This is a genomic window from Acinetobacter sp. TAC-1 (assembly GCF_029025845.1).
Taxonomy (GTDB): domain Bacteria; phylum Pseudomonadota; class Gammaproteobacteria; order Pseudomonadales; family Moraxellaceae; genus Acinetobacter; species Acinetobacter guillouiae.
On sequence record NZ_CP118892.1, the window covers coordinates 2,905,756 to 2,930,690 of the forward strand.

Sequence of the window (24,935 nt, forward strand, 5' to 3'; positions counted from 1 at the left end):
CTAATTTTTAATTTAATTTCAATCAATTAAAATTCAAAAAAATGTTCAATTATTTATTTCGCGCGTTATATACATCTGGTTGTTCAGCAGCCGTTTTTCGCACAGTCACTTGTTTGGTGACATAACGCGACTCTTCCAGATCCATCCGTACCACATCCTTATCCATATCATAAATCGACTGCGGTTTTTTCACTTCGACTGGTGCTGTTGCTTGTGGAGTCTGTTGAGTCAAAATTGGCGCAGGCTGACTGACTTGTTGAGGAATGTTTTGCGGGATCGTGGGTACAGATGCATCGCCTTTTCGAGTGGTAATGCTATAGGTTAAGAAGCGAGAGAAATATTCATCTTTTTTAATAAAATCATCCACCACTTTCACTGGGACATCTAACCCATTTTGAGCAGCGCCAAATGACTCTGCAACAAAACCTTGCCCCAGTGACGACCCAAATCCTGTTCCAGCAGTTATATTAGAAACTAAACCACTGGTCTGTTGAGCAAACAATGCTGAGGCTTGGTCTTTAAAGAAATCGATGCCTTGATCTTTAATGTTTTGTAGGGATTGACTTGGATTAGCAATCATCTGGCCCACGTTCATCATCTGTGACGGAGATAAATTTAAATTCAATGCCGAAGAGACTGAACCTAATGCACTTTGAGTAAATTGTTCTTTAAATTGTCCCAAGCTTTGTGTGCCTAAGTCTTTTAAAGCATTTTTGCCCATATCTTTCAATGAGTCAGCATTCAAAGAGAATAAATTGTTTTTGAGTTGGGACATCATATTTTGTCCCACTGAATTTAAAGCATTTTGTGCAAAGCTTGTGGCACCACCGACCACTTCTTCTGACCAAGTATAATCACGGTTAAAATGACTTGCTTTATCCCATGCACTTCGTGGATCAGTTTCAAATTCAACTTTGGCAGGGCCAGGTGCAATACCTGTCACTTGGGCAAAGCCATTGCCATCCAGCTTGCCAGACACTTGCTTGCCAAATGAGTCAATCACTTTAAAGCCCGTTTGTTTAAAGAAGTCTTGCCCACCATAGCTTTTTAATAAGTCGAGTGCGCCTTTGAGTGGATTCGATGGCGGCAGTTGTGCTGATTTACTGACACTGGCACCCGGCTTAAATGTGTGCTGCCCTGCATTGACCTCAAACTTACCGCCTGTTTTGGGGAAAATCCCTGAGCCATTTAGGGCAATCTGTGAGGAACCGCCTGTAATCAACACTTCTTTTGGACTACTGATTTCTATCCGATCTTCTGTAGATGAGATGGTAATCCCCAGTTTGGCAAATACATCTAAAGCATCTGACTGCGCTTGAATCTCGACTTTACTCTGTGCTGCAATGGCTTTAATGCCACCTTGTGCAGCAAATAGACTCACTTTGCCTAAAGCTTGCCCCAAAAGATTCTTTTGGGTACTGAGGTTAATACTATCGCCCGCAGTATGGTTAATGATGCCTGTGGCTGAAAGATGGATATCTTCAGGGGTACTTAAGGCAATCCCATCAACAGAACTGAGTAACATGATGGCTTTTTTATACTTAGCAACATCTTTTTCAATTTCTTCGGCAAAAGCTTTGAGTTGCTCAATCGATTCTATTTCATCCGTCTTTTGATTCTTGGCAATATCGCTTAAGGCTTTACTGTTGGTCTGACTGCCTTCGAGTTGCTTTTTGGCAAGCTCTGAATCAAGATGATCACCTTTGGCTTGGTCTTGTTTATAGGTTGAAAGCAGTAAACCTTGCCCTGCACGTACTGCTCCCCATTGGTCAGTCCTAAGTTCAAAGCCTTCACCACGATCATCACTTTCCGCTTTGTCTTTAGGATGACTCAGTTTGCCCAAGTTGAGTTGGCTGGCGGCATGACTACTTTGTAACTGGCTACTGATTTGGCCAGTAGTATCGTCAAACCTTAGCTGATTGTAACCACTGCCTTGATACTCTCGACTTTTGATTCCTGCCAGTTTCTTGGTGTCAGGCAGTTTACCTTTGTCATCAAACTTGCTTGGATGGCGTTGTGCTTCATGGATACGCCCAACCACAAATGGACGGTCAATGTTGCCATCAAAGAAATCAATAACAACAATCTCACCGATTCTCGGTAAGAATCGCGCCCCATAGCCTTCACCTGCCCACGGGGTCAGGACATCGACCCAAGCTGAATCTGTGTCATTGTCATTGGAACCCGCACCGCCATCATGGGTATTGTCTTCATTACGGCTAAACAGGAAACGAACTTTGATACGCCCCCATTCATCGACATGAATTTCTTCTCCACTTGGCCCCACTACTTTGGCCCGTTGTGCTGATGCCATCGGTCGGTGTTGTAATGGGTTATAGGCTGGAACCGTGCTGATATTACGACGTTGAATGATTAAATTACTGGCTTGACGTTCATCACTCGTGTTGCTGGTGATTTGACTTGTTTGCCAATTGCTTTGTTGGACTAAAGCGGTGACTTGATCGGTGAGATCTTTAGGTAAGTTATTTTGGTTATAAAAGCTTTTAGCCGTGATTAAAAACTCTTTGTCTGCACCTGAGTGTTGATCTATCTCAGGGTGTTCATTCAGTTCAAACCAATAACCAACATGTGCATCGCGCACTGTTGACGTTGCTGTAAATTGTTTGGCTTGTGAATCGTAGTAGTTGCTGAGGTTTTGATTAAACTTTTCAATCTGACTGTTGCCCGATGGCGTTGCACCATCTTCGCCATTAAGGTCTTGAATCCAAGCAGGGCTAAAATGCCATGCTTGTTCTAAAGCTAGACTGGCATTGTCATAATTTTCACTATGGCTGTGTTTACTTTGGACACTGCCAGCGCCTTCATCAATATCCAATACATCAGCTTGCCAACGCTGGATATGTACCGAAGTCGGTTGAATGGAACGCTGACCAATAAAATTGGTGATTGAATCAGTTTTTTCTACGGCGCTGCTTCTATGGAAACGAATATTGCGGCGTTCTAAGGCACTAAATTGCGAATTATCATCAATTAAACGAAGCTTTTGTGCTTGGATTTGTTCTGTTGAACTCGACACTTTAAGTTGTGCTTCATCGATCAGCCAGTTAATCCCTTCACTTCTCATCAAACGGGTCAGGAAGTCAAAGTCGCTTTCAGATGCCTGCATAATGAATGGGCGCACATCATAGTCTTTGCTTAAACCACTCTTGTCCAATGTCAGACTTGAAGCAAACAGTGGACTGCGTTGTGCCCATTCTTGGAATACGGTTTGGATCACATCCACAACCGACTTATTCATAAATACTCGAGAGTTTCTACGGTGTTTCCAAAGTGCTGTTGGGTCTTCTACAGTCAGGCGATAGATGGTAAGAGAACCATCAGATGCGCCAATATCGGCTTGGGTCACAATCCCTGAAATACGGGTTAATTCGGATTTATCTGTGACGATATCAATCGCAGCTTGAGTTCCAATAAAGCTTTTTAAAGGAATGCTTGCTGACGTTGCAAGACAGATGAGTTGGAGCCGAACCCCCTCATTGATTTGATGTGTTCCATCGATACGTTGTAGGAACACTTGTTGGCTCAACGCCGAATTAGAAAATTGTACGTGAATCGCACGTTTTTGTGCTGATAAGCCAAGCTGCTCCAAAGCAGCGTAAATATTGTTAGACATGCATTATTATTTAATTCTAAATTGTGATCAATTGTACTAAAAAATTTAGGGCTTTGTCTATACAGACTAGTCTATCTTGTGGTTAATATTTAAGCAAAACTGCATCTATTTTTATTATAACTCATATAAAAGATAAAAATTTCTCATTGTTTTATCAAATATTTATTTAAAAATACGCTCCTGCTTAAAACACGATTATCACACTGAGCTGATGTTTGACTACCTTTATTTCGATTTGGTCGATTGGCATAATGTGTTTTAAACAGTATGAGTAAACTAAACAGCTTTGAACTGATCTTATGCCACTACAATCTGCAAAAGTCCTAGAAATAGATCTCCCCTTTTTTAAGAATGCATCATAAATATGAACCACGATTTTCTATTATGATTTTTGGTCTCTATGGTTTTATAGCGGCAATTCTCTTTAATAAAAATAAATGTGATAGCGATCTACTTTATAAATTTTTTCTAATGATTGATTAACAATTTTAATCAAATGGTCATCTAATTTCACTATAATTTAAGCCAATAATTAAATATAAACCATATTTATCAAAAACTTATAAAACAATATCATTACTTACTCTCACAGTTTACTCTTCAATAAAATTACAAAACACAACAAATTTCACGTAAATTTTAATAATAACAAAACCAATAATGATTATCATTTGCAACAGATAAAACCAGAGAATTCTAACGATGATCCATAACAATATTCTCGATTGCATAGGTAAAACTCCTTTAATCAGACTCTCAAGGATGTTTACCGATCAATCCATCACCGTTGTCGCAAAAATGGAGTTACTCAATCCAGGTGGAAGTATCAAAGATCGACCTGCATTGTATATGTTACAAGAGGGGCTTAAATCTGGCCTCATTCATAAAGATAGCCACATTGTTGAAAGTTCATCGGGAAATCTAGCAATTGCACTTGCTATGGCATGCAAAATTTACGGCCTAAAATTCACTGCCGTGATTGACCCCAAAATTGCTTCAGCCAACTTACAAATGTTGAAGCTCTATAAAGCCAATATCGAAATGGTCTCTGAAAAAGATCAAAACGGCGGTTATTTAAAAACAAGAATCGATACAGTACAACGACTTTGCCGCCAATTGCCCAATGCTGTTTGGATCAACCAATATGCAAATCCCAACAATTGGAAAAGCCACTATTATGGTGAAGCGGAAGAGATCATAAATCAAATCGATCGCAGTATTGATTACTTGGTTGTTGGTGCAAGTACTTCTGGAACAATCATGGGCGTATCTCGTCGCTTAAAAGAAAAATTCCCACATTTAAAAGTTATTGCAGTCGATATCGTCGGTTCTGTTCTCTTTGGTGGTCACTCAGGCCCACGTGAAATTCCGGGTATCGGCGCAAGTACCGTTCCTGCCCTACTCTCCCCAGATGAAATAGATGATGTCATCTATGTTGATGATTATGAGTCAGCTTTAGGCTGCCGAGAACTCCTCGAACATGAAGGCATTTTTGCGGGTGGATCTAGCGGTTCATCTATTTCAGCAATAAAAAAACTTATCCCGACCATCCCGTCTGGATCATGCGTTTTAACCCTTTTAGCAGACAGAGGCGATCGTTATTTAGATTTAGTTTATGACGAAGAATGGTTCGAAATGATCAAGAGAAGACATTTCAATAAAAATCATCTCAATCAAGAAAATTTTACTTTGCAATCCGTTGTTTAACTCCACTTTTTAGGAAATATTTATGAGTAATTTGGCTAGCCTTCGTTACCTTAGTCAATCAGATTTACTCCATCTTGGTGCAAATCACAGTAATTCGTTTATCGAAGCAATTACTGAAGGCCTCACACTTCACGCAAATAAACAGTTTGTACAACCCTTAAAACCCTATTTACGTTGGCAAGGTGCGGACCATATTGCAGACCGAATTATTGCCATGCCATGTTATTTGGCTGGAAATGATCCTATTGCAGGGATCAAATGGATTGGCTCTCGCCAACATAATCCTAAGAAATTTAATATTCCTCGTGCCAGTGCCTTAATTGTTTTAAATGACGCTGAAACAAATTACCCCGTTGCAATCATGGAAGGCAGTTTAATTAGTGCGATGAGAACAGCTGCAATTACTGGTGTATCAATTCAATATCTCGCCAAAAAAGACTTCTCAGATATCAGCGTGATTGGTTGTGGTCCGATTGCCCAAATGCAAATCAAAACGGTCTTAGAACAATATCCACAAGTTAAAAAAATACATTTATTTGATCTAAACCCTGAAGCCGCAGAAAAACTTAAAGCTTTATTTATTGGCGAATATCCAAATCTTCAAATCGAAATTCATGAAACTGCCAAGTCGGCGATCCAACAGGCAGATGTATTAATCACTTGCACAGTATCTGACAAACCCTATATCCCGTTTGAATGGCTTAAAAAAGGTTGCTTCGTTTCAAATATATCAATCATGGATATTGAACCAGAAGTTTTCCTCAAAGTTGACAAAGTGATTGTGGACGACTGGGATCAATCCAATAGAGAAAAGAAAGTCATCAATGTGTTGGTTGAAGAAGGTTTATTTAGCCGTGAAAAACTACATGCTGAACTAGGTGACATCATTATTGGGCATAAAAATGGCCGTGAAAATGATGATGAAATCATTTTACTCAACCCAATGGGTATGGCGATCGACGATATTGTTTGTGCGAAATGGTTTTTCAATGCTGCACAAAAACAAAATATTGGCACAGTTTTGCCACTTTTATAATTATAGGAACAATGCACATGTTAGATCGGATTTACACAACACAACTTCAGAAAACTATAGATGCACTCTATATGGAAAATTATGGTGAGTTCAGAAACCATATTGTCTATAAAAAGCCTTATCTTGTAATACATCTGAGTAGTGAGTTGGAACTACATTTCAACTGCTTAAAAGTAAATAGTGTAAATCCTTTCTATATCACAAAAGCAGAAGTTTTACTTCATAACACGTTGAGTCAACAGACCACTGAGATCGCGATTGCTGACGTTTTTAATTATTTAACTCAATCCTCATGGTGGCCATCAATCAACCACCAAAAGGCCATTACGTATTGGCATGATAATTTAGTTACTGCTGAAAAAATTCCTCAAATCTTACAATCCGCACTTTCTTTTTCTTCGCCACTCATAATGAGTGAACAACTTTCGCTTGTCGCTGACCGTGCATTTCATCCATTTGCACATGCGAAAGGTGAACTCAGTCCACTCATTACTCAAAAAGAAATTGAAGTGTATTGGTGGGCATTTAAAAAAGCAGATGTCATAAATAATATGGAATCCATTCCACATGATGAACTGGCTCTCCCTGTTGAGGAAAAAAATCTTATTATTGAAAAAATGCAGGCTCTCTCAAATGAATACCTTGCAATACCTGTACTTAAAACACAGCATGACTATTTAAGATTTCAAGAAAATAAATATCTAGGGATTGGCCTCGGCCTCGTCACTGCAATTGGTTGCCCAACATCCTCGCTACGAACTTTAATCAATCACTTAAATTCAAATCAGCACTTAAAGCTCTCGACCAATGCCAAAACTTTGGGGGCTATTCGCTCTATGCCTGCTCGATATTTAGCCAACGGTCATGCGGCATATGATTTTCTCAATGATGTCATCGACAAAACACCATCATTAAAACATCAGCTCTTTTTAAGCAATGAAACCCATTGGTGGGTCTTAGGAAAACAAGAACCGCTGGTACAAAATTTAGGTGTTATCGGCTGTCAAGTGAGGCATTTACCTCATTTTTGCCAAGAAAAAAATATAGCACCAATTAGCATGTCTGCTTTAAGTTGTCCTTATATTGATCCATGGGAAGCTTTAGGTATAACAGGTGACAAATGGAACTTACTTAAAGATTTGAGTACCCATTTTATTCACACTTTTCTCACACTGTGGTCTTTTGGTGTTATGCCTGAGTGTCATGGTCAAAACACCCTTGTATGTTACCAAGACAATCAATTTAAATGCTTTATTCTGCGTGACCATGACACCTTAAGAATATGTACCCCTGCGATTCAGGACAGTGGTTTTGTTCCGCCAGTCTATAAAATTGATACCAGTACGCCAAACAATCTTATCTTTAATAAAAATGAGGATTTATTTCATTATTTTATAACCCTCGGGATACAAATCAACCTATACCCTATCGCATTAGCAACATTGAAATATACCGATCATACTGAAATTGACTTCTGGGAAATGATCCAAGCGATTATTGTCAACTTTATAGAAACTGCCACGATTTCTGAACAATCGAAAAACTGTATTCAAAAATATGTTTTTGAAAGTAGCCATTGGCCATTCAAACAATTACTCACCCCTTTATTAGCCCAACAGGGTGATTCAACAGGGATGCCAAGTAAAATTGGTATGACGTCAAATCCCTACCATGCTTTATTCCAATCTTGCTATGAGACCATGGATATCTAAATCATGCGTTCCTCTGGCCTAGATCATTTGATTATTTTACTGTGTCAATTTTTTTCGACTTTTGGCTTGATGGTCTTAATACCGATCATGCCGCTATATATGGAAAAATTGACGGCGCAAATGGCAACACCCGCCATTTGGGCAGGTATAGCGCTGTCAGCACCAGCTCTAGGGAGTCTATTTACAGCCCCCCTTATTGGTCATCTATCAGATACATTTGGGCATAAAAAAGCACTGTTACTTTCCTTGGCTGGTTTCTGCATTTCTATACTTTTAATGGCGGGAGCACAGCATCTATTTGTGTTTATTTTTGCCCGTATTCTATTAGGATTTTGCGGTCTATCCGTGATTCTTTATGCCTATACCTCTTACTTGTCTAGCGAGCGACAAAGAGGTCTTGCTTTTGGACAGCTCCAAAGCAGTGTCGCACTGGCCTGCCTATGTGGTCCGGTACTCGGGGGCATATTTATGGACCATTGGAAAGTTGAAACCTTACTCAATGCCACAGCATATATTGTCATCGTTTTAATCTTAGTTGCTGCCATTTTATTGAGCCAACCTGTACAGACATCTGTCACTGAACCCGATAAAAAACCATCAACACTGCAATCCTTTGATCGAACAATTTTTTCTTGGCTCAGTGCGGGAACCTTTGTCCAAGCTGGCGGGTTCGGTTTAGTGTCCTGTTTTATCATATATATCAGTGAAATCAGTCGAAATATAACTACCCCCTTATCTATTGCGAGTTTAACAGGAACAATCCACGCACTTTCATGGGGCGCTGCATTTTTTGCTGCAACCTATTGGGGGAAACGCAACGATGCGAGAGGCGATTCATTTCATAATTTTGTCAGTGCAACGCTGATCTGTGGAATCACGGTTCTGGCTTTGACATGGACCACTAATATTTGGTTAGTGCTGCTCTTAAGACTCATACAAGGTTTCTGTTTCGCTGCGCTTATTCCCTCTATTTTTCATACGATTTCGTTAAAAACAGATGCAAGAAATCAAGGAAAAGTGATTGGTATTTCAAATAGCGCCTTTGTTCTCGGTCAACTGTTTGGGCCGATTGCGGTCACCCTCACATACTCATTTTTCAATATCACTGCCGCGTTAATTTGCACTGCATTATTTTTTATTGGTGCTGGATTAATCGTGACTTTAAACAAATTTTTAACCAATACAATTTTAGAAGAGGTACAAGAATGAACCCGATCATTACCACCGATGCATGGTCTTACAAGCTTTTTGAACAATACTTGAATACTTTTTTTCGTGAACTTCAAGTTCAACTCGAACAGCATATTCTCTCAGAACAGGATTCACCTTTAACAATACATGACGCAAATAATTCATCCTATTTTTCATACCCATTTACTGCATCTAACTCAATCATCTATGGTGCGATAGAGCATTTCTCAAGCACTGGTTATCATCGTTACCAGCGCTCTTTTTGTGTCTTCAATACTGAGGATAAGACTGTCACAAGTCTGACTGATCCTAAAGTGTTGGTTAAAATGATAACCGATGAGTTAAAGTTAAATCAGCGATTTAAAGATAAAAAGCAAAATCAGAATCTCTATGCAGAAATCGCAAACAGTATCGAAAATACCAAATTCTTTTTAGAAAACAGCGTAGATCAAATAAAGCCTAAACTGGCCTCTAGTTTTCAATCTGCTGAACAAGGCATGTTATATGGACATCCATTTCATGTGACCTCCAAAGCCAATCTAGGCTTTTCTAAAGAGGATATGAAAAAGTATAGCCCAGAGCTAGGTGCGACGTTTCAGTTACACTACTTCGCAGTGCATTCATCCTTAATCCAAAAACTTGTCAGCGATAACAATGTTGATCAACTGATTGAAGAAGACGTTTTGAAGCATGCACGACAGCGCCTTAAAGATGACTTCGAAAATTATGAACTTTTGCCTACACATCCGTGGCAAGCAAACTTTTTACTCCTACACCCTTCCTTAAAACGCTATTTAGAAAATCATGAGGTTCGATATTTAGGTGCTTTAGGACAAACCGTTTGGCCTACATCTTCAGTACGAACTGTTTGGTTATCGCAATCTAATATTTTTTTAAAACTCTCCATTGATGTACGTATTACCAGTTTTATTCGTAACAACCCTATGGATGAAATGGAAAGAGCGATTGATGCCAGTAAAATCATTCTTAAGCATCAGATCAATCAACACTATAAAAATATGCTCATTCTTCCAGAGCTTACAGCCAAAACTGTCAAAATCCCTGAGTTAGAAAGTTCTTTTGGCATTATATATCGCGCAGGATTAGCTACGGAAACGCTTGAAAATACTCGGATGCTAGGTGGTTTAGTCGAAGAAAATGAGCATCATCAGATCCCATTAATGGCGTTTATTGATCAGGCGGCACAAGCCCAAGGACTTCCAAATAGTCACTCAAAAGCCTTTCTTGCTGATTGGTGGAAACAATATATTCAAGTTTCCTTGGTTCCACTGATTGAATTGTTTGCAAATAAAGGGATTAGTGTTGAAGCCCATATGCAAAACAGTTTGATGGAATTTAAACAAGGCTTCCCTGCTCGACTGATTATTCGTGATATGGAAGGGATTAGTGTGGTTTCTGAGATGCTCAATGATCATTCCTCAGTCTCTGAAGATAGCACTGTTTGGTTTTCTCAAAAGGATGCATGGATTTTTCTGCAATATTATTTAGTCATCAATCATATTGCGCATCTAATTAGTGCGATATCAAGAGTAAGTATTATTGAAGAAAGTGAACTTTGGCAAACCACCAGACAAACCCTGATTGATGAAAACTTCTCAGATAAAGCACAGCACTACTGCAACCTTTTGCTTAACTCGCTCACTTTACCTATTAAGGCAAATATGATGAACACCTTATATCACAGTGGTGGTAACCCGATTTGGATTGATATTGAAAATCCGATTTATAAATACAGAGGCGCTCAAACACTGACCCCACTTCAAGCTACGCAACAAATTGATTATAAAGTCCAAGCGGAAAGACGTGTCATCGGGCAATTATTAGAAGCTTTAATCTTTGAAAATGCCTTTAACTACGAAAAATCAAATGGGCAAATTAAATTCTTTATTTCAGATGATCTTTTTTATAGCTGCGACGCTAAACAACATTTTAGTTTTAACCGAATTAAATTAAATCCATCGAGTTTAGTCCGTTATGATGCCGTTCAAAAGTCATCAAGCAGTCCAAATTTAAAAGCATTACTGGCTGATTTAAAACATATTATTGATGCTGATCCAATCAAATGGCAAAGCTTTAATGATGAGCTCAATCTTACCTATGTCAAACATGCACAAACACTGGGTCTATCACCCAACCAACCATTAAGAACACTGTCATATATTGAGCAAGAAGCCCGTATAAACAATGCACATCTCTATCATCCAAGTTTTAAATCTAGAATAGGCTTTGATCTTAAGGAAAATCAAAAATACTCACCTGAATTATCCCAAGGATTCTCTGTTCAATGGGCTGCTACTCATAAAAGCTTATGCAAATTGGTTTTGAGTGAAACGATCAACTTAAATCAACTGTATAAACAGCATTTTTCAGACAAAGACCTTCACGCAATCCGTGAGGAATTGACAGCACATCAAGTTGATTTCAATGATTATATTCTTAGCCCTATTCATCCTTGGCAATGGGATAAAATTATTGAATTATATTATCAAGATGCAATCAGCAATCAACTGATCATTCCATTGAAAATCGCTGGACCTACTTATTTACCGCAACAATCAATCCGAACATTATCAAACATCACGGATATTTCAGCGTTATCACTAAAATTAGCGATGAATTTAGTTAACACGTCGACCTCTCGTGTTTTAGCACCACATACTGTGCAAAATGCGGCAAAAATGAGTGACTGGCTGTATAAAATCGTTGAGCAAGACCATATTTTAGAAAAACAACGTAAACCCGTTATTTTAAGAGAAATTGCTGGCCTTTCTATCAATCAGCCGATCGCCTTAGCTGTTCAATATGGCGCACTGGCCTGTATTTGGCGTGAAAGTATTTATCATTATCTCAATGAAGGCGAATCAGCAACACCAGTTACAGGTCTAATGCAACTTGATACTGATCAAAAACCGCTGATAGACCACTGGATCAAACAATACGGGATCGAGTTTTGGTTAGAGAAGTTATTAAAAAATGCCTATCTGCCAATTATGCATATTTTATGGTGTCACGGCTTAGCATTGGAATCTCATGCACAAAATATGGTGTTAATTCACAAAGATGGTCTACCTGTTAAAGCTGCTCTAAAAGATTTCCATGATGGTATTCGCTTTAGTCGTCATTTGTTAAGAAATCCAGAGCTATTACCCGATTTACAAGACGCGCCTAAAGAACATGCCAAAATTAACCCGAATTCTTTTTTAGAAACACACGCAGCAAATGAGTTAAGAGATTTTACCCAAGATGCACTTTGGTTTGTCAATCTAGCGGAATTGGCCATATTTTTAAACACGCATTATGATTTTGATGAAATCAAATTTTGGACAATGTTAAGATCGATCATCAATCAACATAAAGAAAAGCATCCAGAATTTGCACAAAGATATGAATTGTTTAACTTTACAGATGACACTATCGATATTGAACAACTTGCAAGTCGTCGCTTCCTACCAGAAATCCGATTAAGAGTACAAACCACCCCAAATCCGTTGAGTTTAATTAAGGAAATTGAATATGAATAAAGCTTCAGTTCCCTTTAAAAAACGCATGGAAAATGGTGAGTCACTTTATGGCATATTCTGTTCTATTGCCTCGCCAATTCATGTGGAGCAATTGGGACTGGCTGGCTATGACTTTATTATTATTGACTTGGAACATACTTTATTTAGCACATCCCAAGTTGAAAGCATGATTTTAGCCGCTAGAACCATACAGCTTGATGTATTGGTTCGAGTCCCCTTAACCGCCAATCACTTGATTTTACCTTTACTCGATGCTGGCGTGACTGGAATTGTATTACCACGTATAGAAAATGCACAACAAGCCCAAGAAGCTGTGAATTATTGCCACTACATGCCCCTAGGACAAAGGGGCTTAAATTCAACTCGGTTAAATCGCTATGGCATGCAGAGCTTAACTGATTTTGTGCAACACGCACACAAAGAAACAGTTGTCGTCGCAATGATTGAAAGTTTAGCTGGTGTAGCAAATATCGATGAAATTTTAGCTATTGATGGGATCGATATTATTCTTGAAGGTGCGGCAGATCTTTCTCAGTCTATGGGCGTTCCTTGGGAAACGCGCCATCCGCAAGTTCAAGCAAAGATCCAAGAGATATATAGCAAAACTCAACAACAGGGTAAATATTTCTGCGCAATTCCGCGCCAGCCTGAAGATATTGCATTGTGGAAGCACCAGTCTGTAAAACTTTTTGTGCTCGGTGATGATCGCAGTATTACCCGTCGAGCACATCAGCTTCATATTGATTCATATAAAGAAATTGTATAGATCTCTAAAACTTGAGTGGTGTATCAGCTATTCCACTCAATTAAATTTAAGCTGAATATAAATGTTTTATTGTTTGTTTATTTGTTACTGTGAATTACAATCATTCTCAATTATACTTTCGTCAATTTAAAGCAATCTCAGGGTGAGATAAAAGGAAGCAAGATGAAAAGCAACAAAATTTTTAATAAGAAGTCTGATGTAAAAAAAATCATTCCACTTATATCAATTGGTGGGTTCATCTTTTTATCGCAATCCTCTTTTGCTATTTCACCCACAGAGGCTACAGATACAGAAAACAAAGCTGCAGTGCTTCCAACCATTACTGTCAGCGCATCACGCTCAGATGAATTCTCCTCTTCTGCAAAACAAGTGACCAAATTAGATGAAAAACAAATTGAATTTCTAAAAAATGCGTCTTCTGGAAATATCGCCACTGTTTTAGCCAAAGTTGTGCCTGGCTTATCTGATTCAAGTCGTACAATTACCGATTATGGGCAAACTTTACGCGGACGTAATGCCTTGATCTTGGTTGACGGCGTACCCATGAATTTGACACGTGATACATCAAGAGGTCTTTCATCAATCGACCCTCAAAGTATTACAGGTATAGAAGTCATTCGTGGCAGTAATGCGATTTATGGAAGTGGTGCTGCTGGCGGAACGATTTCAATCACCACCAAAGCGGCGGGCGGTGAACCGACTGCAAAAACTGTGATTGGGCTACAAAGCGCTTTGACCAATTTTCGTACAGATGCTTTAAGTGGAGATATTCATCAATATTTTTCTGGAAGCTTAAATAACTTTGACTATGCATTTGATTTTGGCTATCAACGTATTGGTAGTCCATACGATGCCCGAGGCGATCGTGTTGCACCAGAACCAAGTCAAGGTGATTTATTTGATGCGGATGCATATAGCGTAGGCGGTAAACTTGGCTATCACATTGATGATAACCAATATCTACAATTTGCAGCAAATTACTATAACGCTGAACAAGACTCTGACTATGCCTCTGACCCAAGTGTAGCAAAACTTCCTGCAGGTAGCGTACCTGCGAAAGCAATCAAAGGACTTAAATTAAAAGACCAGAATAAAAATGAAAATCAAATCTACAATTTGACCTATAACAATAAAGATTTATTTGGCAGCAAAGTTGACGCGCAAATCTATTACCGAGACTTTTTTACTCGCTTCTCGCCATTTGATGCCCGTCAAGTCAGTACCCGTGGTGGAAAAATCGATCAGGTTTATCAAAACAATAATGTTCTTGGCAGTCGCCTAACCGTAAACACTCCACTAGAATTTTTAGGTGATACGTCAATTGTTTGGGGTGGCGATTTTAGCCGTGAAAAAAGCGAAATGCCTCTAGACACGTTTGATCCTACAATTTATGACCAATCTGGTGGTTTAGAATTTGTTAAAAATGGAAAACTGATCTATTTACCTGAATTAACCACACAAAGTATCGGCGGTTTTGCGCAATTAAAACATAATTTTAATGAACAATGGTCTGCTGAAGTTGGTACACGTTATGAAGACAGTTATGCAAAAATTGATAGCTTTGTTCCACTATCACAACTAGGTAAACCAAATCCTTATACTGTTAAGGGGGGTAAAGTGACGGCCGATGCATGGTTATATAATGCCAATATCACCTTTAAGCCAACAGAGCAGCACTCGATTTACGCATCTTTTAATCAAGGTTTTCAATTGCCCGATGTAGGGGTGGTGATCCGTAATGCAACAGCAGGATTTAACTTAGCATCATCATTCCTTGAACCGGTTAAGGTGGATAATTACGAGCTCGGTTGGAATGGTCATTTTAATAATTTTAGTTCGAGCTTAGCTGTGTTCCAGTCAACTTCAGATCTGGGTGGTGTTCAATCCTTTAACAATGGCTTGATACTGACGCGTACCAAAGAAAAAGTGACTGGTGTAGAAGCAACTCTTGATTATCTTGATGATGCAAAAGTATGGGGAACTGGGGGTAGTGTTACATGGATGAAAGGCCGTGAAACCCCACAGAACAGCAATAAAGAACAAGATATGACGGGTTATCGTATCCCACCTTTAAAAGTAACAGGATACATTTCTTATAGCCCAACAGACACATGGACAAATCGTTTACAAGCGACATATTTTGCTTCAGAAGATTATCGCTTAAACGGTGCCAACAGTTTTGGCCGTTATGATGTTAAGTCATATACCACTGCAGATTTAATCAGTAGTTTTGCCCTCAATAAAAAGGATACTGTTACGATTGGCTTAGAAAATATGTTTAACCGTAAATACTATCCTTTATACAGCCAACTTCTCCGTAACAATAATAACACCAGCCATCTACTTGCATCAGGTGCAACATTGAAAGTGACTTATAGTCATAAATGGTAAGATTTGATAATAAAGCCTTATAGAGATCTATAAGGCTTTGTTGTTTTTTTATATTGTCTAGTCAAGAAATTGGCTGAATTTTGCATTTTTTACATTTTTGTATTAACATTTTTATACTAACAAAAAGCGATGCAGTGATGGAAATTGAATTTTCATGGGATGAGCATAAAGCAGAAATAAACTTAAAAAAGCATGGTGTAACTTTTGAAGACGCAGTACTGGTTTTCTATGATGCTTATGCCTTATACCATCAAGATCGCTTTGAAAATGGTGAATATCGCTGGCAAGCGATAGGTTTGGTATATGGGCAGGCTGTTTTACTGGTTGCCCATACTGTAAAGGATCATGATGGGATTGATCATATCCGTATCATTTCGGCACGTCAGGCAGAGAAAAAAGAGAGGAAACAGTATGAGCAAAACCGTTACTTACAAACTGGATTTGAATAATCCACCTACCTTGTCAGATGAACAAAAAGCAAGGTTTGAAACTTTGGCTGAACGTCCAGACAGCAAGATAGATTTTTCAGATATTCCTCAACTTGATGAAAAATTTTGGAAAAACGCTGTGCAAAATCCCTTTTACAAGCCCACCAAGCAAGTGACTACTGTCCGTATTGATTCAGATGTTATGCAATGGCTAAAATCTCAAGGCAAGGGCTATCAGACCCGTATGAACAAAATTCTTCGAGATGCTATGCTTCAAGAATTAAAGAACAATCCTTGAAAATGCAAACGAGATTTTATTTTTAAACGATTCCAATAAAATCAAAATACGACCTAAACTCACATGACAAAGAACAGCAAAAAGCCGGCAGTATTGAAACGACCGGCTTTTTTAATTTTGAATCACAAACTATTTCGCTATTTATTACGATAAACAATAAATTACGCGCTTAATTCAACTGCAAGTGCTGTAGCTTCACCACCACCAATACAAAGTGTTGCAATCCCTTTGGTTTTACCTAAGCGTTTTAAAGCATGGATCAAGGTCACAATGATTCGTGAACCTGATGAACCCAGTGGATGACCAAGTGCACAAGCGCCACCATTAATATTGACTTTTTCAGGATCAAGTTTAAATGCATCAATTGCAGCCATAGTGACCATGGCAAAAGCTTCGTTAATTTCCCAAAGATCAACATCGTCTACAGACCAACCGAGATTTTTCAGTAATTTTTCAATTGCGCCCACGGGTGCAATGGTAAATTCTTCAGGATGTTGGGAATTGGTTGTATAGCCTTTGATTTCTGCCAATACAGTTAAACCACGCTTTTGCGCTTCTGACGCCGACGTGATCAGTAGTGCAGATGCACCATCACTGATTGAGCTAGAGTTTGCAGCAGTAATCGTACCGTCTTTAGCAAATGCAGGTTTTAAGCTTGGGATTTTATCAATCTTGGCATTTTCAGGATTTTCGTCCACTTCTACAGTGATCTCGCCCTGACGTAGCGCCACTTTAACAGGTGTGATCTCGTCTTTAAAATAACCTTCTGCAATCGCTTTTTTTGCACGTGTCAGTGAGCGAATTGCAAACTCATCCATTTGCTCACGGCTATAGCCCTTTTTATCCGCCATTTCCTGTGCAAAACTTCCCATTGCACGCCCTGTACCTGCATCTTCCAAACCATCAAGGAACATATGATCAATCACTTGACCATGCCCCATCCGATAACCTGAACGTGCTTTAGGTAATAAATACGGTGCATTGGTCATAGACTCCATCCCACCGACCACAATAATTTTGGCACTTCCTGCTTTAATGGCATCGCTGGCTTGCATTGCAGCTTTCATCCCAGAACCACAGACTTTATTGATTGTGGTTGCGCCAACATGATCTGGTAAACCCGCTTTTCGCATCGCTTGACGTGCTGGACCTTGTTTTAAACCCGCAGGTAATACACAGCCCATGATTACTTCATCAATATCAGCAACAGGCACATTGGCTTGTTCAACAACTTTTTCAATGACGACTGCACCCAAATCCGGTGCAGATAAGCTTGCAAAACTGCCTTGAAAACTTCCCATTGCAGTACGACCAGCAGCGACGATGACAATCTTTTCCATTCGAGTTCACCTTGTATTTTAAATGCGTATACTTTTGAAGCGGGTATTTTTGAAAATAGCATATCCATTGATAACATGTCTAAGCCGCCAAAGCGACTTAGCATTTAAACTTGGCTGGTTAAATTATAATTTTAAGCTTGCTTTGTCACAATCAAGCCACAGCGAGATTTGAGGTGATCAGCTCTACCCCTGTTGCCGCCTGAATTTGTTCTAGGCTTACATCTTTAGCTAATTCAATCAACTCAACACCTTGGGGAGTGATATCCATCACTCCTAGATCCGTAATTATACGGTTTACGACCAGTCTACCTGTAAGCGGTAATGAACATTCAGCGACGATTTTAGGACTGCCATCTTTAGCACAGTGTTCCATCAACACCACGACTTTTTGTACACCAGCAACCAAATCCATTGCACCGCCCATGCCTTTTACTTTTTTCCCAGGGATCATCCAGTTGGCTAAATCTCCCTTTTCGGAAACTTCCATCGATCCTAAAATGGCAATATTCACCTTACCACCACGAATCATGGCAAAAGATTCAGCACTAGAGAAAAACGCAGCACCCTTACGTGCAGTTACGGTTTGTTTACCCGCATTAATTAAATCTGCATCGACAGTAGCTTGTGTTGGAAATTCATCAATCCCCAATAGGCCATTTTCAGATTGAAGCCAGACATTGATATTGTCAGGAATATAGTTGGCAACCAAGGTAGGTAAGCCAATGCCTAGATTGACATAAAAGCCATCTTCAAGCTCTTGCGCTGCACGTTCAGCCATTTCATTACGCGTCCAAGCCATGATTAAATCTCCGTCTTCAATGTCAATTGTTCAATTCGTTTTTCAGGCTGCGCATTTAAAACAATACGACTTACATAAATGCCCGGTAAATGAATTGAATCTGGATCTAACTCACCAATTTCAACAATTTCTTCAACTTCGACAATGGTCAATTTGCCAGCCATTGCACACTCAGGGTTAAAGTTTCGTGCAGTCTTACGAAAAATTAAGTTGCCAGCTTTATCTGCCTTATAGGCTTTTACCAAAGCAATATCTGCAACCAATGCTTGTTCGAGTATGTAATCTTTACCATCAAATTCGCGAACTTCTTTGCCTTCGGCAATCAATGTCCCAACACCTGTTTGGGTAAAGAACGCTGGAATGCCTGCACCACCTGCACGTAACTTTTCAGCCAAGGTGCCTTGAGGTGTCAACTCAACTTCAAGCTCACCATTTAAATATTGACGTTCAAATTCTTTGTTTTCACCGACATAGGATGAAATCATTTTTTTAATTTGTTTGGTTTGTAAAAGCTTGCCTAGACCAAAATCATCCACACCTGCATTGTTAGAAATACAAGTTAGACCCGTTACGCCAATTTCTTTTAAGGCATCAATCAATGCTTCTGGAATACCACATAATCCAAAACCACCCACTGCAAAAGTCTGGTTGTTTGCAACCACATCAGCCAAAGCTTCATGTGCATTCGCGACAACTTTGTTCATCGTTTTAACTCTATGTCCTTTAGAATTATTATTATTAACATCGAGCAAATTATTTTAGAAATTGATTCTTTCAAATGTCTAATGAGTAAAACTCATTAATCTGATTTCATCCTGAAATAGTGGGCTTTATGATGAGGTGATAGTCTCTTAAAACTGATGTGCCAATATCGTTTCAATAAATTGTGAAGAAATATTAGAAAGTTCAAAATCTTTTTTATAAATGATCCCAACCGAAAGATTGACATTGCCCTCTTCAATTTCAATCAAGACATTATTTTCTTTATCGATATAATTTTGAAAATGGCGTGGAATCGCACTGACCCCCATACCAAAAGCCACAAAATGCGACAATGAACTAATCTGATGACACTCAAGTTTTAAATCTAAGATCATATTATTTTGTGAACATTTCTCTTCCACCACGTGTCGAATGATTGAAGGTTTCTGTAAAGTGATAAAAGGATAAGCATACAGCTCACGCCATGTCACACTTTTACGCTGCGCCAACTGATGATCTTTGGGAAGTAGTGCTAAAAAATCTTCATTGAAAAATGGCTTAAATATTAATTGATCATTGTGTTGCGGTTCAAAGCAAATCCCAATTTCAAAAATGCCCTCTTGGACTTTTTCAATAATTTTTTCATTGGGAATATCATGGATTGAAAAATTGATATTGGGATGATTCTTATTAAATTCATGTAGTACAGCAGGTAAAACGGCATGTGTTGCGAAAGGCATTGAGGCAATATTCAATGTGCCACGATGTAATTTAAAACGCTGTTTGACATCTCTTTCCATGTCATCCCAATTTGCCAAAAGTTTTTTAGCAAATGGAATCAACGAATTTCCCTCAGCAGTAAGATCCACACGGCGGGTATTGCGCTTAAACAGCTTGCCACCCAACTCATCCTCTAAACTTTTGATACTTAAGCTTAAAGCGGATTGACTTAGGCAAAGTTCATTGGCAGCATTGGCATAATTCAATGTCCGAGCAAGAACTAAAAAAGCTTTTAACTGTTTGAGTGTCATACGGCAACCTAACTGATTTATAGCTCTATAATACGCTAAACCAAGCGAGTTTTGATCCTAAAATGAGTCATTTGAGCTATCGATTTGCTTATAGAATAAGATATCAATCCATGCTAGCTGATCTCGTTTTTGCTCAGATTGATGTCTTAATGAAAGTTTTTAATTTGTGTGATCTGTAAAAAATATGTCTATGCATTTAAATCAGGACAAAATCGATATATTACGTATTTCAAGCAACATACTTGTCAATAAAACTACTGCTGTAAATAAAAATTAAAATGCACAACACATACTCATTCATCTGCACTTCCAATTTGGCTTTTTTCTTTTGCTTATCTATGACCTATTGCGCAAAAACCTCATGAAACTTGTTTCTATTCATTAGTTTTCCATATTGACTCATAAATATTTTCAAATAATGCCTCGAATAATTTGGATTATAGTTTTATCCATCATTTGGAAATGGATATTCCAATTTATAAGTCTGGACGATTTATAAAAGCTAAATTTATTGATCAATATTAATTTCTCTAGATATCCATTTTTATTGGTTTCACTCACTAATGCATTTTTATGATTGAGATAGCCTTGTCGTGATTTGAGATAAAAACAAGGTGGGTTTTGACATATATTCTTTAAGGACGGAGTAAAAATATGTGGGAACTGGGTATAATTTTACTTTCTCTTGGCTTGTTGATGTACACAGCCTACAGAGGATTTTCTGTAATTCTCATGGCACCGATTTGTGCCTTATTGGCCGTCTTGCTGATTAACCCTGCCAACGTTTTACCATTTTATTCTGGTGTGTTTATGCCAAAAATGGTGGGCTTTATTAAAGATTATTTCTTGGTGTTTTTGCTGGGTGCGATTTTTGGTAAAGTCGTTGAAATGTCAGGTATTGCTGAATCCATTGCCAAAACGATTGTTAAATTAATTGGCTCTAAAAATGCAATGCTTACCGTTGTTCTGCTAGGGGCAATTTTAACCTATAGCGGCGTCAGTTTATTTGTCGTGGTTTTTGCAGTCTATCCCTTTGCAAACCAATTATTTAGACAAGCAAATATCCCTAAACGTTTGATTCCTGGCACGATTGCACTGGGTGCTTTCTCCTTTACCATGGATGCCTTACCGGGTACGCCTCAGATTCAAAACGTTATTCCAACTACATTTTTTGGAACCAATATTTATGCAGCGCCATTTTTAGGGATTATCGGTGCAATCTTTGTTTTAGGTGTTGGTTTAACTTATCTGGAATGGCGTCGTCGTGTTGCTGCTCGCAATGGAGATGGCTTTGCATCTGGTATTACTTTAACAGAAGCCGAACTTCAACAATTCGAAAATCAATCTCAGCAACAAGATAATGGTTCTGGTCTACGTCAATTTATGGCATTTGTTCCCTTAATTTTAGTTGCAGTGATGAATAAATATTTATCTACAGCAATTAAAACATGGTATCCAAATGGCTTTGATTTTAATGCGCTTGGACTAGCAAATTACACTGTCGATGTCGCAAAAACATCAGCGATTTGGGCAGTTGGTTTGGCTTTAATCGTTGGGATTATCACTGCGATTATGTTCGATTATCGTCGTGTTTCAACCAGCTTTAAAGAAGGCGTAAATGCAAGCATTGGTGGTTCTTTACTCGCTGTGATGAACACTGCATCTGAGTATGGTTTTGGTGCAATCATTGCCGCTTTACCGGGTTTTGCCGTGATCAGCCATGCTTTAGGTCATACATTTACCAATCCATTGGTCAATGGTGCAGTCACCACAACCGTTTTGGCAGGGATTACAGGTTCAGCATCTGGCGGTATGAGTATTGCCCTCAGTGCCATGGCTGACCAATACAATACAGCTATTGCAGCAATGGGCATTCCTGCTGAAGTCATGCATCGTATTGTTGCAATGGCATCTGGCGGTATGGACACCTTACCGCATAACGGTGCAGTAATTACCCTACTTGCAGTCACTGGACTTACACATAAACAATCTTATAAAGACATTTTTGCCATTACCATCATTAAAACAGTTGCAGTATTTGTCGCAATTGCTGCATTTACATGGTTTGGTATCGTCTAAGTTTATCTTCAAAATGAACACAGGGAGTCAATAATGAGTCAACTTCTCAAAGATAAAGTTGCATTTATCACAGGTTCAGCAAGTGGTATTGGACTTGAAATTGCCAAAAAATTTGCCCTTGAAGGTGCAAAAGTGGTGATTTCGGATATGAATGCGGACAAATGTAATGAAGCAGTTTTAGCCTTAACAACTGATGGATTTGAAGCCTTATCTGCACCTTGTGATGTTTCAGATGAAGATGCTTATGCTGCTGCTATTGGTCTAGCACATAGCACCTTTGGTCGTTTGGATATTTTGATCAATAATGCTGGTTTTCAACATGTTGCTGCCATCGAAGAATTTCCAACGGCCATTTATCAAAAACTACTGAATGTCATGCTGGTGGGTTCTTTTATTGGAATCAAACATGCATTTCCAATCATGAAGGCACAAAACTATGGCCGTATTATCAATATGGCTTCGATCAATGGTTTAATCGGCTTTGCTGGAAAAGCGGGTTATAACAGTGCTAAACATGGGGTGATCGGTTTAACTAAAGTTGCAGCGTTAGAATCTGCTCGTGATGGAATCACGGTCAATGCATTATGCCCAGGTTATGTCGATACACCTTTAGTACGTGGTCAAATTAAAGATTTAGCCAAAACCCGTAATGTCAGCGAAACAAGTGCACTTGAAGATGTCATTTTAGCTATGGTGCCACAAAAACGCTTACTCAATGTGGAAGAAATTGCAGATTATGCCGTTTTCTTGGCGAGTGAAAAAGCAGCCGGCGTGACGGGTCAAGCAGTGGTTATGGATGGTGGTTATACCGCTCAATAATACAGTTGATGATTGCAATGATCATGAATTTATCTCTATGTAAATCAGCTAACTAGATGTAATACATATTCATTTGTAGGGGGAAATCCTCCCCTACTGTTTTTTAGTTTTTCTATCTTTAGTTTTTATCAAAGTGAAAGGCTCACTTTGTCATGTGCCATAGCGAGACAATCCAACGTTCTCAGGTTATTCAAGGAAAATGAATATATGAAACCCATAAATAAAGTTGCCATTATCGGTACTGGTGTTATTGGTGCAAGTTGGGCAGCATTCTATTTAAGTAAAGGATTTCAGGTGAGTGCTTTTGATCCTGCAGTTGATGCAGAATTAAATTTAAAAAATAGAGTTCAAACCTATTTACTTGATCTGTTCGAATTGGCTGAAGAGCAAACCACCTCTTCTGATCATTATGTTTCAGACACTTTAAAAAATCTCACTTTTTATCAAAATCTAGCAGATGCGGTAAAAGATGCCGATTTTATTCAAGAAAATGGACCTGAGCGCATTGATCTAAAAAAAAACCTATATGCACAGCTCACTCAAAACTGCCCCAAAGATAGCATTATCGCCTCAAGTTCATCTGGCTTAAAAATCTCAGATATTCAACATGATTGCCTATATCCTGAAAGAATTGTACTGGGCCATCCTTTTAATCCACCACATTTATTACCTTTGGTTGAGATTATTGGTGGAGAAAAAACCCAAGCGAACTATATCCATGATGCTTTTGAATTTTATAGATTATTGGGGAAAAAACCGATTTTAATTCAAAAAGAAGTCAAAGGCCATGTCGCCAATCGTTTGCAGTCTGCAATTTGGAGAGAAGCGTTTTATCTGGTTTCTGAAGGTGTATGTAGCGCAGAAGATATTGATATCGCCATCACCAATGGCCCCGGATTACGCTGGGCAATATTTGGACCTTATTTAAATATGCAGTTGGCTAATCAACATGGATTTAAAGCCGCTATGCATCATTTAGGTGAACCGATGTCTGAATGGTGGGCAGATATGCACCCTTATACTTTATCTGAAGAAAAAATTGAGATGCTGAATGAAGAAACTCAGCAGTTTGTTAAAAAACTAGGCGATAAGAATCTTCAATTACTTCGTGATCAGGCATTACTTCGATCTTTAAAGATGCGTAAAGAATTAGATTTGCCTTAATAGGGTTTTACAAAAGTGAGCTTCATTGATTCTCCAGAATTCTCATCTGGAGAATTTAGTCTTCAAAAATTTAGCCAAGGGAAACAGGATCGTTGACCTTCCCGCTCCAAAATTGAATCAACATTTCAAAGCATCCCAAGCAACAATTTCAGACTGAACCTTGTTGCTTATTTTTGAATTACATCAAAAATGCCCATTAGCTTTTAGATTGTTCGAAAATTCGAATAGACATGCCAAGTTTCATATCATTATTCTTCTACTAAAAACAGTTATCGTTGTCTTATTCGCTACTTTAA

17 protein-coding genes are annotated in these 24,935 nt (G+C 38.7%); 12 read left to right on the plus strand and 5 right to left on the minus strand.

What is annotated here, in order from left to right; translation table 11 throughout:
- Positions 1 to 49: 49 nt before the first annotated feature.
- Positions 50 to 3,634: a type VI secretion system Vgr family protein gene (locus tag PYV58_RS13595; RefSeq protein ID WP_275059549.1), complete on the minus strand. Its 3,585-nt coding sequence runs from the start codon at positions 3,632 to 3,634 to the stop codon at positions 50 to 52.
- Positions 3,635 to 4,336: 702 nt separating this feature from the next.
- Here PYV58_RS13595 and sbnA point away from each other — a divergent pair.
- The 9 genes from sbnA (at position 4,337) to PYV58_RS13640 (ending at position 16,705) form a co-directional block, all read left to right on the plus strand.
- Entirely contained in the window at positions 4,337 to 5,341 is a 1,005-nt protein-coding gene (sbnA, locus tag PYV58_RS13600; protein ID WP_004820582.1) for a 2,3-diaminopropionate biosynthesis protein SbnA, read from the plus strand.
- 22 nt (positions 5,342 to 5,363) lie between these two features.
- Positions 5,364 to 6,377, plus strand: a complete 1,014-nt coding sequence (gene sbnB / locus PYV58_RS13605) for a 2,3-diaminopropionate biosynthesis protein SbnB (RefSeq protein ID WP_004820581.1) — start codon at positions 5,364 to 5,366, stop codon at positions 6,375 to 6,377.
- 71 nt (positions 6,378 to 6,448) lie between these two features.
- Positions 6,449 to 8,089 (plus strand): IucA/IucC family protein, encoded by a 1,641-nt coding sequence (locus PYV58_RS13610; protein ID WP_155768685.1) that lies wholly within the window; start codon positions 6,449 to 6,451, stop codon positions 8,087 to 8,089.
- Positions 8,090 to 8,092: 3 nt separating this feature from the next.
- On the plus strand, positions 8,093 to 9,298 hold the full coding sequence (locus PYV58_RS13615; RefSeq protein WP_034614915.1) for an MFS transporter: 1,206 nt from the start codon (positions 8,093 to 8,095) through the stop codon (positions 9,296 to 9,298).
- Positions 9,295 to 12,822, plus strand: a complete 3,528-nt coding sequence (locus PYV58_RS13620; protein WP_034614912.1) for an IucA/IucC family protein — start codon at positions 9,295 to 9,297, stop codon at positions 12,820 to 12,822. The genes PYV58_RS13615 and PYV58_RS13620 overlap by 4 nt, the downstream gene beginning before the upstream one ends.
- Positions 12,815 to 13,588, plus strand: coding sequence for an aldolase/citrate lyase family protein (locus PYV58_RS13625; protein WP_034614909.1), 774 nt, complete (start codon positions 12,815 to 12,817; stop codon positions 13,586 to 13,588). Before PYV58_RS13620 ends, PYV58_RS13625 begins: the two co-directional genes overlap by 8 nt.
- A 162-nt stretch (positions 13,589 to 13,750) precedes the next feature.
- Positions 13,751 to 15,979, plus strand: a complete 2,229-nt coding sequence (locus PYV58_RS13630; protein ID WP_034614906.1) for a TonB-dependent receptor — start codon at positions 13,751 to 13,753, stop codon at positions 15,977 to 15,979.
- A gap of 137 nt (positions 15,980 to 16,116) precedes the next feature.
- A complete protein-coding gene (locus tag PYV58_RS13635) occupies positions 16,117 to 16,428 on the plus strand; it encodes a BrnT family toxin (protein ID WP_034614904.1) in 312 nt (103 codons plus the stop codon).
- Positions 16,391 to 16,705 (plus strand): BrnA antitoxin family protein, encoded by a 315-nt coding sequence (locus PYV58_RS13640; RefSeq protein ID WP_034614902.1) that lies wholly within the window; start codon positions 16,391 to 16,393, stop codon positions 16,703 to 16,705. The genes PYV58_RS13635 and PYV58_RS13640 overlap by 38 nt, the downstream gene beginning before the upstream one ends.
- Before the next feature lie 161 nt (positions 16,706 to 16,866).
- On the opposite strand, the gene PYV58_RS13645 is transcribed toward PYV58_RS13640, so the two are convergent.
- The 4 genes from PYV58_RS13645 to PYV58_RS13660 all read right to left on the minus strand — a co-directional run bounded on the left by PYV58_RS13645 (position 16,867) and on the right by PYV58_RS13660 (position 20,577).
- Complete coding sequence (locus PYV58_RS13645; protein ID WP_034614899.1) at positions 16,867 to 18,045, minus strand: thiolase family protein; 1,179 nt, start codon at positions 18,043 to 18,045, stop codon at positions 16,867 to 16,869.
- A gap of 151 nt (positions 18,046 to 18,196) precedes the next feature.
- Positions 18,197 to 18,844, minus strand: coding sequence for a 3-oxoacid CoA-transferase subunit B (locus PYV58_RS13650; protein WP_004721431.1), 648 nt, complete (start codon positions 18,842 to 18,844; stop codon positions 18,197 to 18,199).
- 2 nt (positions 18,845 to 18,846) lie between these two features.
- Positions 18,847 to 19,548, minus strand: a complete 702-nt coding sequence (locus PYV58_RS13655) for a CoA transferase subunit A (protein WP_004721433.1) — start codon at positions 19,546 to 19,548, stop codon at positions 18,847 to 18,849.
- 147 nt (positions 19,549 to 19,695) lie between these two features.
- Positions 19,696 to 20,577 (minus strand): LysR family transcriptional regulator, encoded by an 882-nt coding sequence (locus PYV58_RS13660; RefSeq protein ID WP_034614897.1) that lies wholly within the window; start codon positions 20,575 to 20,577, stop codon positions 19,696 to 19,698.
- Positions 20,578 to 21,231: 654 nt separating this feature from the next.
- On the opposite strand from PYV58_RS13660, the gene PYV58_RS13665 reads away from it, so the two are divergent.
- The 3 genes from PYV58_RS13665 (at position 21,232) to PYV58_RS13675 (ending at position 24,639) form a co-directional block, all read left to right on the plus strand.
- Positions 21,232 to 22,656: a GntP family permease gene (locus PYV58_RS13665; protein ID WP_004721436.1), complete on the plus strand. Its 1,425-nt coding sequence runs from the start codon at positions 21,232 to 21,234 to the stop codon at positions 22,654 to 22,656.
- A gap of 33 nt (positions 22,657 to 22,689) precedes the next feature.
- Positions 22,690 to 23,475, plus strand: coding sequence for a 3-hydroxybutyrate dehydrogenase (locus tag PYV58_RS13670; protein ID WP_004820558.1), 786 nt, complete (start codon positions 22,690 to 22,692; stop codon positions 23,473 to 23,475).
- A gap of 207 nt (positions 23,476 to 23,682) precedes the next feature.
- Positions 23,683 to 24,639 carry a 3-hydroxyacyl-CoA dehydrogenase NAD-binding domain-containing protein gene (locus PYV58_RS13675; protein WP_034614895.1) on the plus strand — a complete coding sequence of 319 codons (957 nt, stop codon included), beginning with the start codon at positions 23,683 to 23,685 and terminating at the stop codon, positions 24,637 to 24,639.
- Positions 24,640 to 24,935 lie beyond the last annotated feature (296 nt).

Bases quoted from the DNA above. Each gene is read 5' to 3' on its own strand.
- PYV58_RS13595 (WP_275059549.1), bottom strand. From the start codon at position 3,634: ATGTCTAACAATATTTACGCTGCTTTGGAGCAGCTTGGCTTATCAGCA.
- sbnA (WP_004820582.1), top strand. From the start codon at position 4,337: ATGATCCATAACAATATTCTCGATTGCATAGGTAAAACTCCTTTAATC.
- sbnB (WP_004820581.1), top strand. From the start codon at position 5,364: ATGAGTAATTTGGCTAGCCTTCGTTACCTTAGTCAATCAGATTTACTC.
- PYV58_RS13610 (WP_155768685.1), top strand. From the start codon at position 6,449: ATGGAAAATTATGGTGAGTTCAGAAACCATATTGTCTATAAAAAGCCT.
- PYV58_RS13615 (WP_034614915.1), top strand. From the start codon at position 8,093: ATGCGTTCCTCTGGCCTAGATCATTTGATTATTTTACTGTGTCAATTT.
- PYV58_RS13620 (WP_034614912.1), top strand. From the start codon at position 9,295: ATGAACCCGATCATTACCACCGATGCATGGTCTTACAAGCTTTTTGAA.
- PYV58_RS13625 (WP_034614909.1), top strand. From the start codon at position 12,815: ATGAATAAAGCTTCAGTTCCCTTTAAAAAACGCATGGAAAATGGTGAG.
- PYV58_RS13630 (WP_034614906.1), top strand. From the start codon at position 13,751: ATGAAAAGCAACAAAATTTTTAATAAGAAGTCTGATGTAAAAAAAATC.
- PYV58_RS13635 (WP_034614904.1), top strand. From the start codon at position 16,117: ATGGAAATTGAATTTTCATGGGATGAGCATAAAGCAGAAATAAACTTA.
- PYV58_RS13640 (WP_034614902.1), top strand. From the start codon at position 16,391: ATGAGCAAAACCGTTACTTACAAACTGGATTTGAATAATCCACCTACC.
- PYV58_RS13645 (WP_034614899.1), bottom strand. From the start codon at position 18,045: ATGGAAAAGATTGTCATCGTCGCTGCTGGTCGTACTGCAATGGGAAGT.
- PYV58_RS13650 (WP_004721431.1), bottom strand. From the start codon at position 18,844: ATGGCTTGGACGCGTAATGAAATGGCTGAACGTGCAGCGCAAGAGCTT.
- PYV58_RS13655 (WP_004721433.1), bottom strand. From the start codon at position 19,548: ATGAACAAAGTTGTCGCGAATGCACATGAAGCTTTGGCTGATGTGGTT.
- PYV58_RS13660 (WP_034614897.1), bottom strand. From the start codon at position 20,577: ATGACACTCAAACAGTTAAAAGCTTTTTTAGTTCTTGCTCGGACATTG.
- PYV58_RS13665 (WP_004721436.1), top strand. From the start codon at position 21,232: ATGTGGGAACTGGGTATAATTTTACTTTCTCTTGGCTTGTTGATGTAC.
- PYV58_RS13670 (WP_004820558.1), top strand. From the start codon at position 22,690: ATGAGTCAACTTCTCAAAGATAAAGTTGCATTTATCACAGGTTCAGCA.
- PYV58_RS13675 (WP_034614895.1), top strand. From the start codon at position 23,683: ATGAAACCCATAAATAAAGTTGCCATTATCGGTACTGGTGTTATTGGT.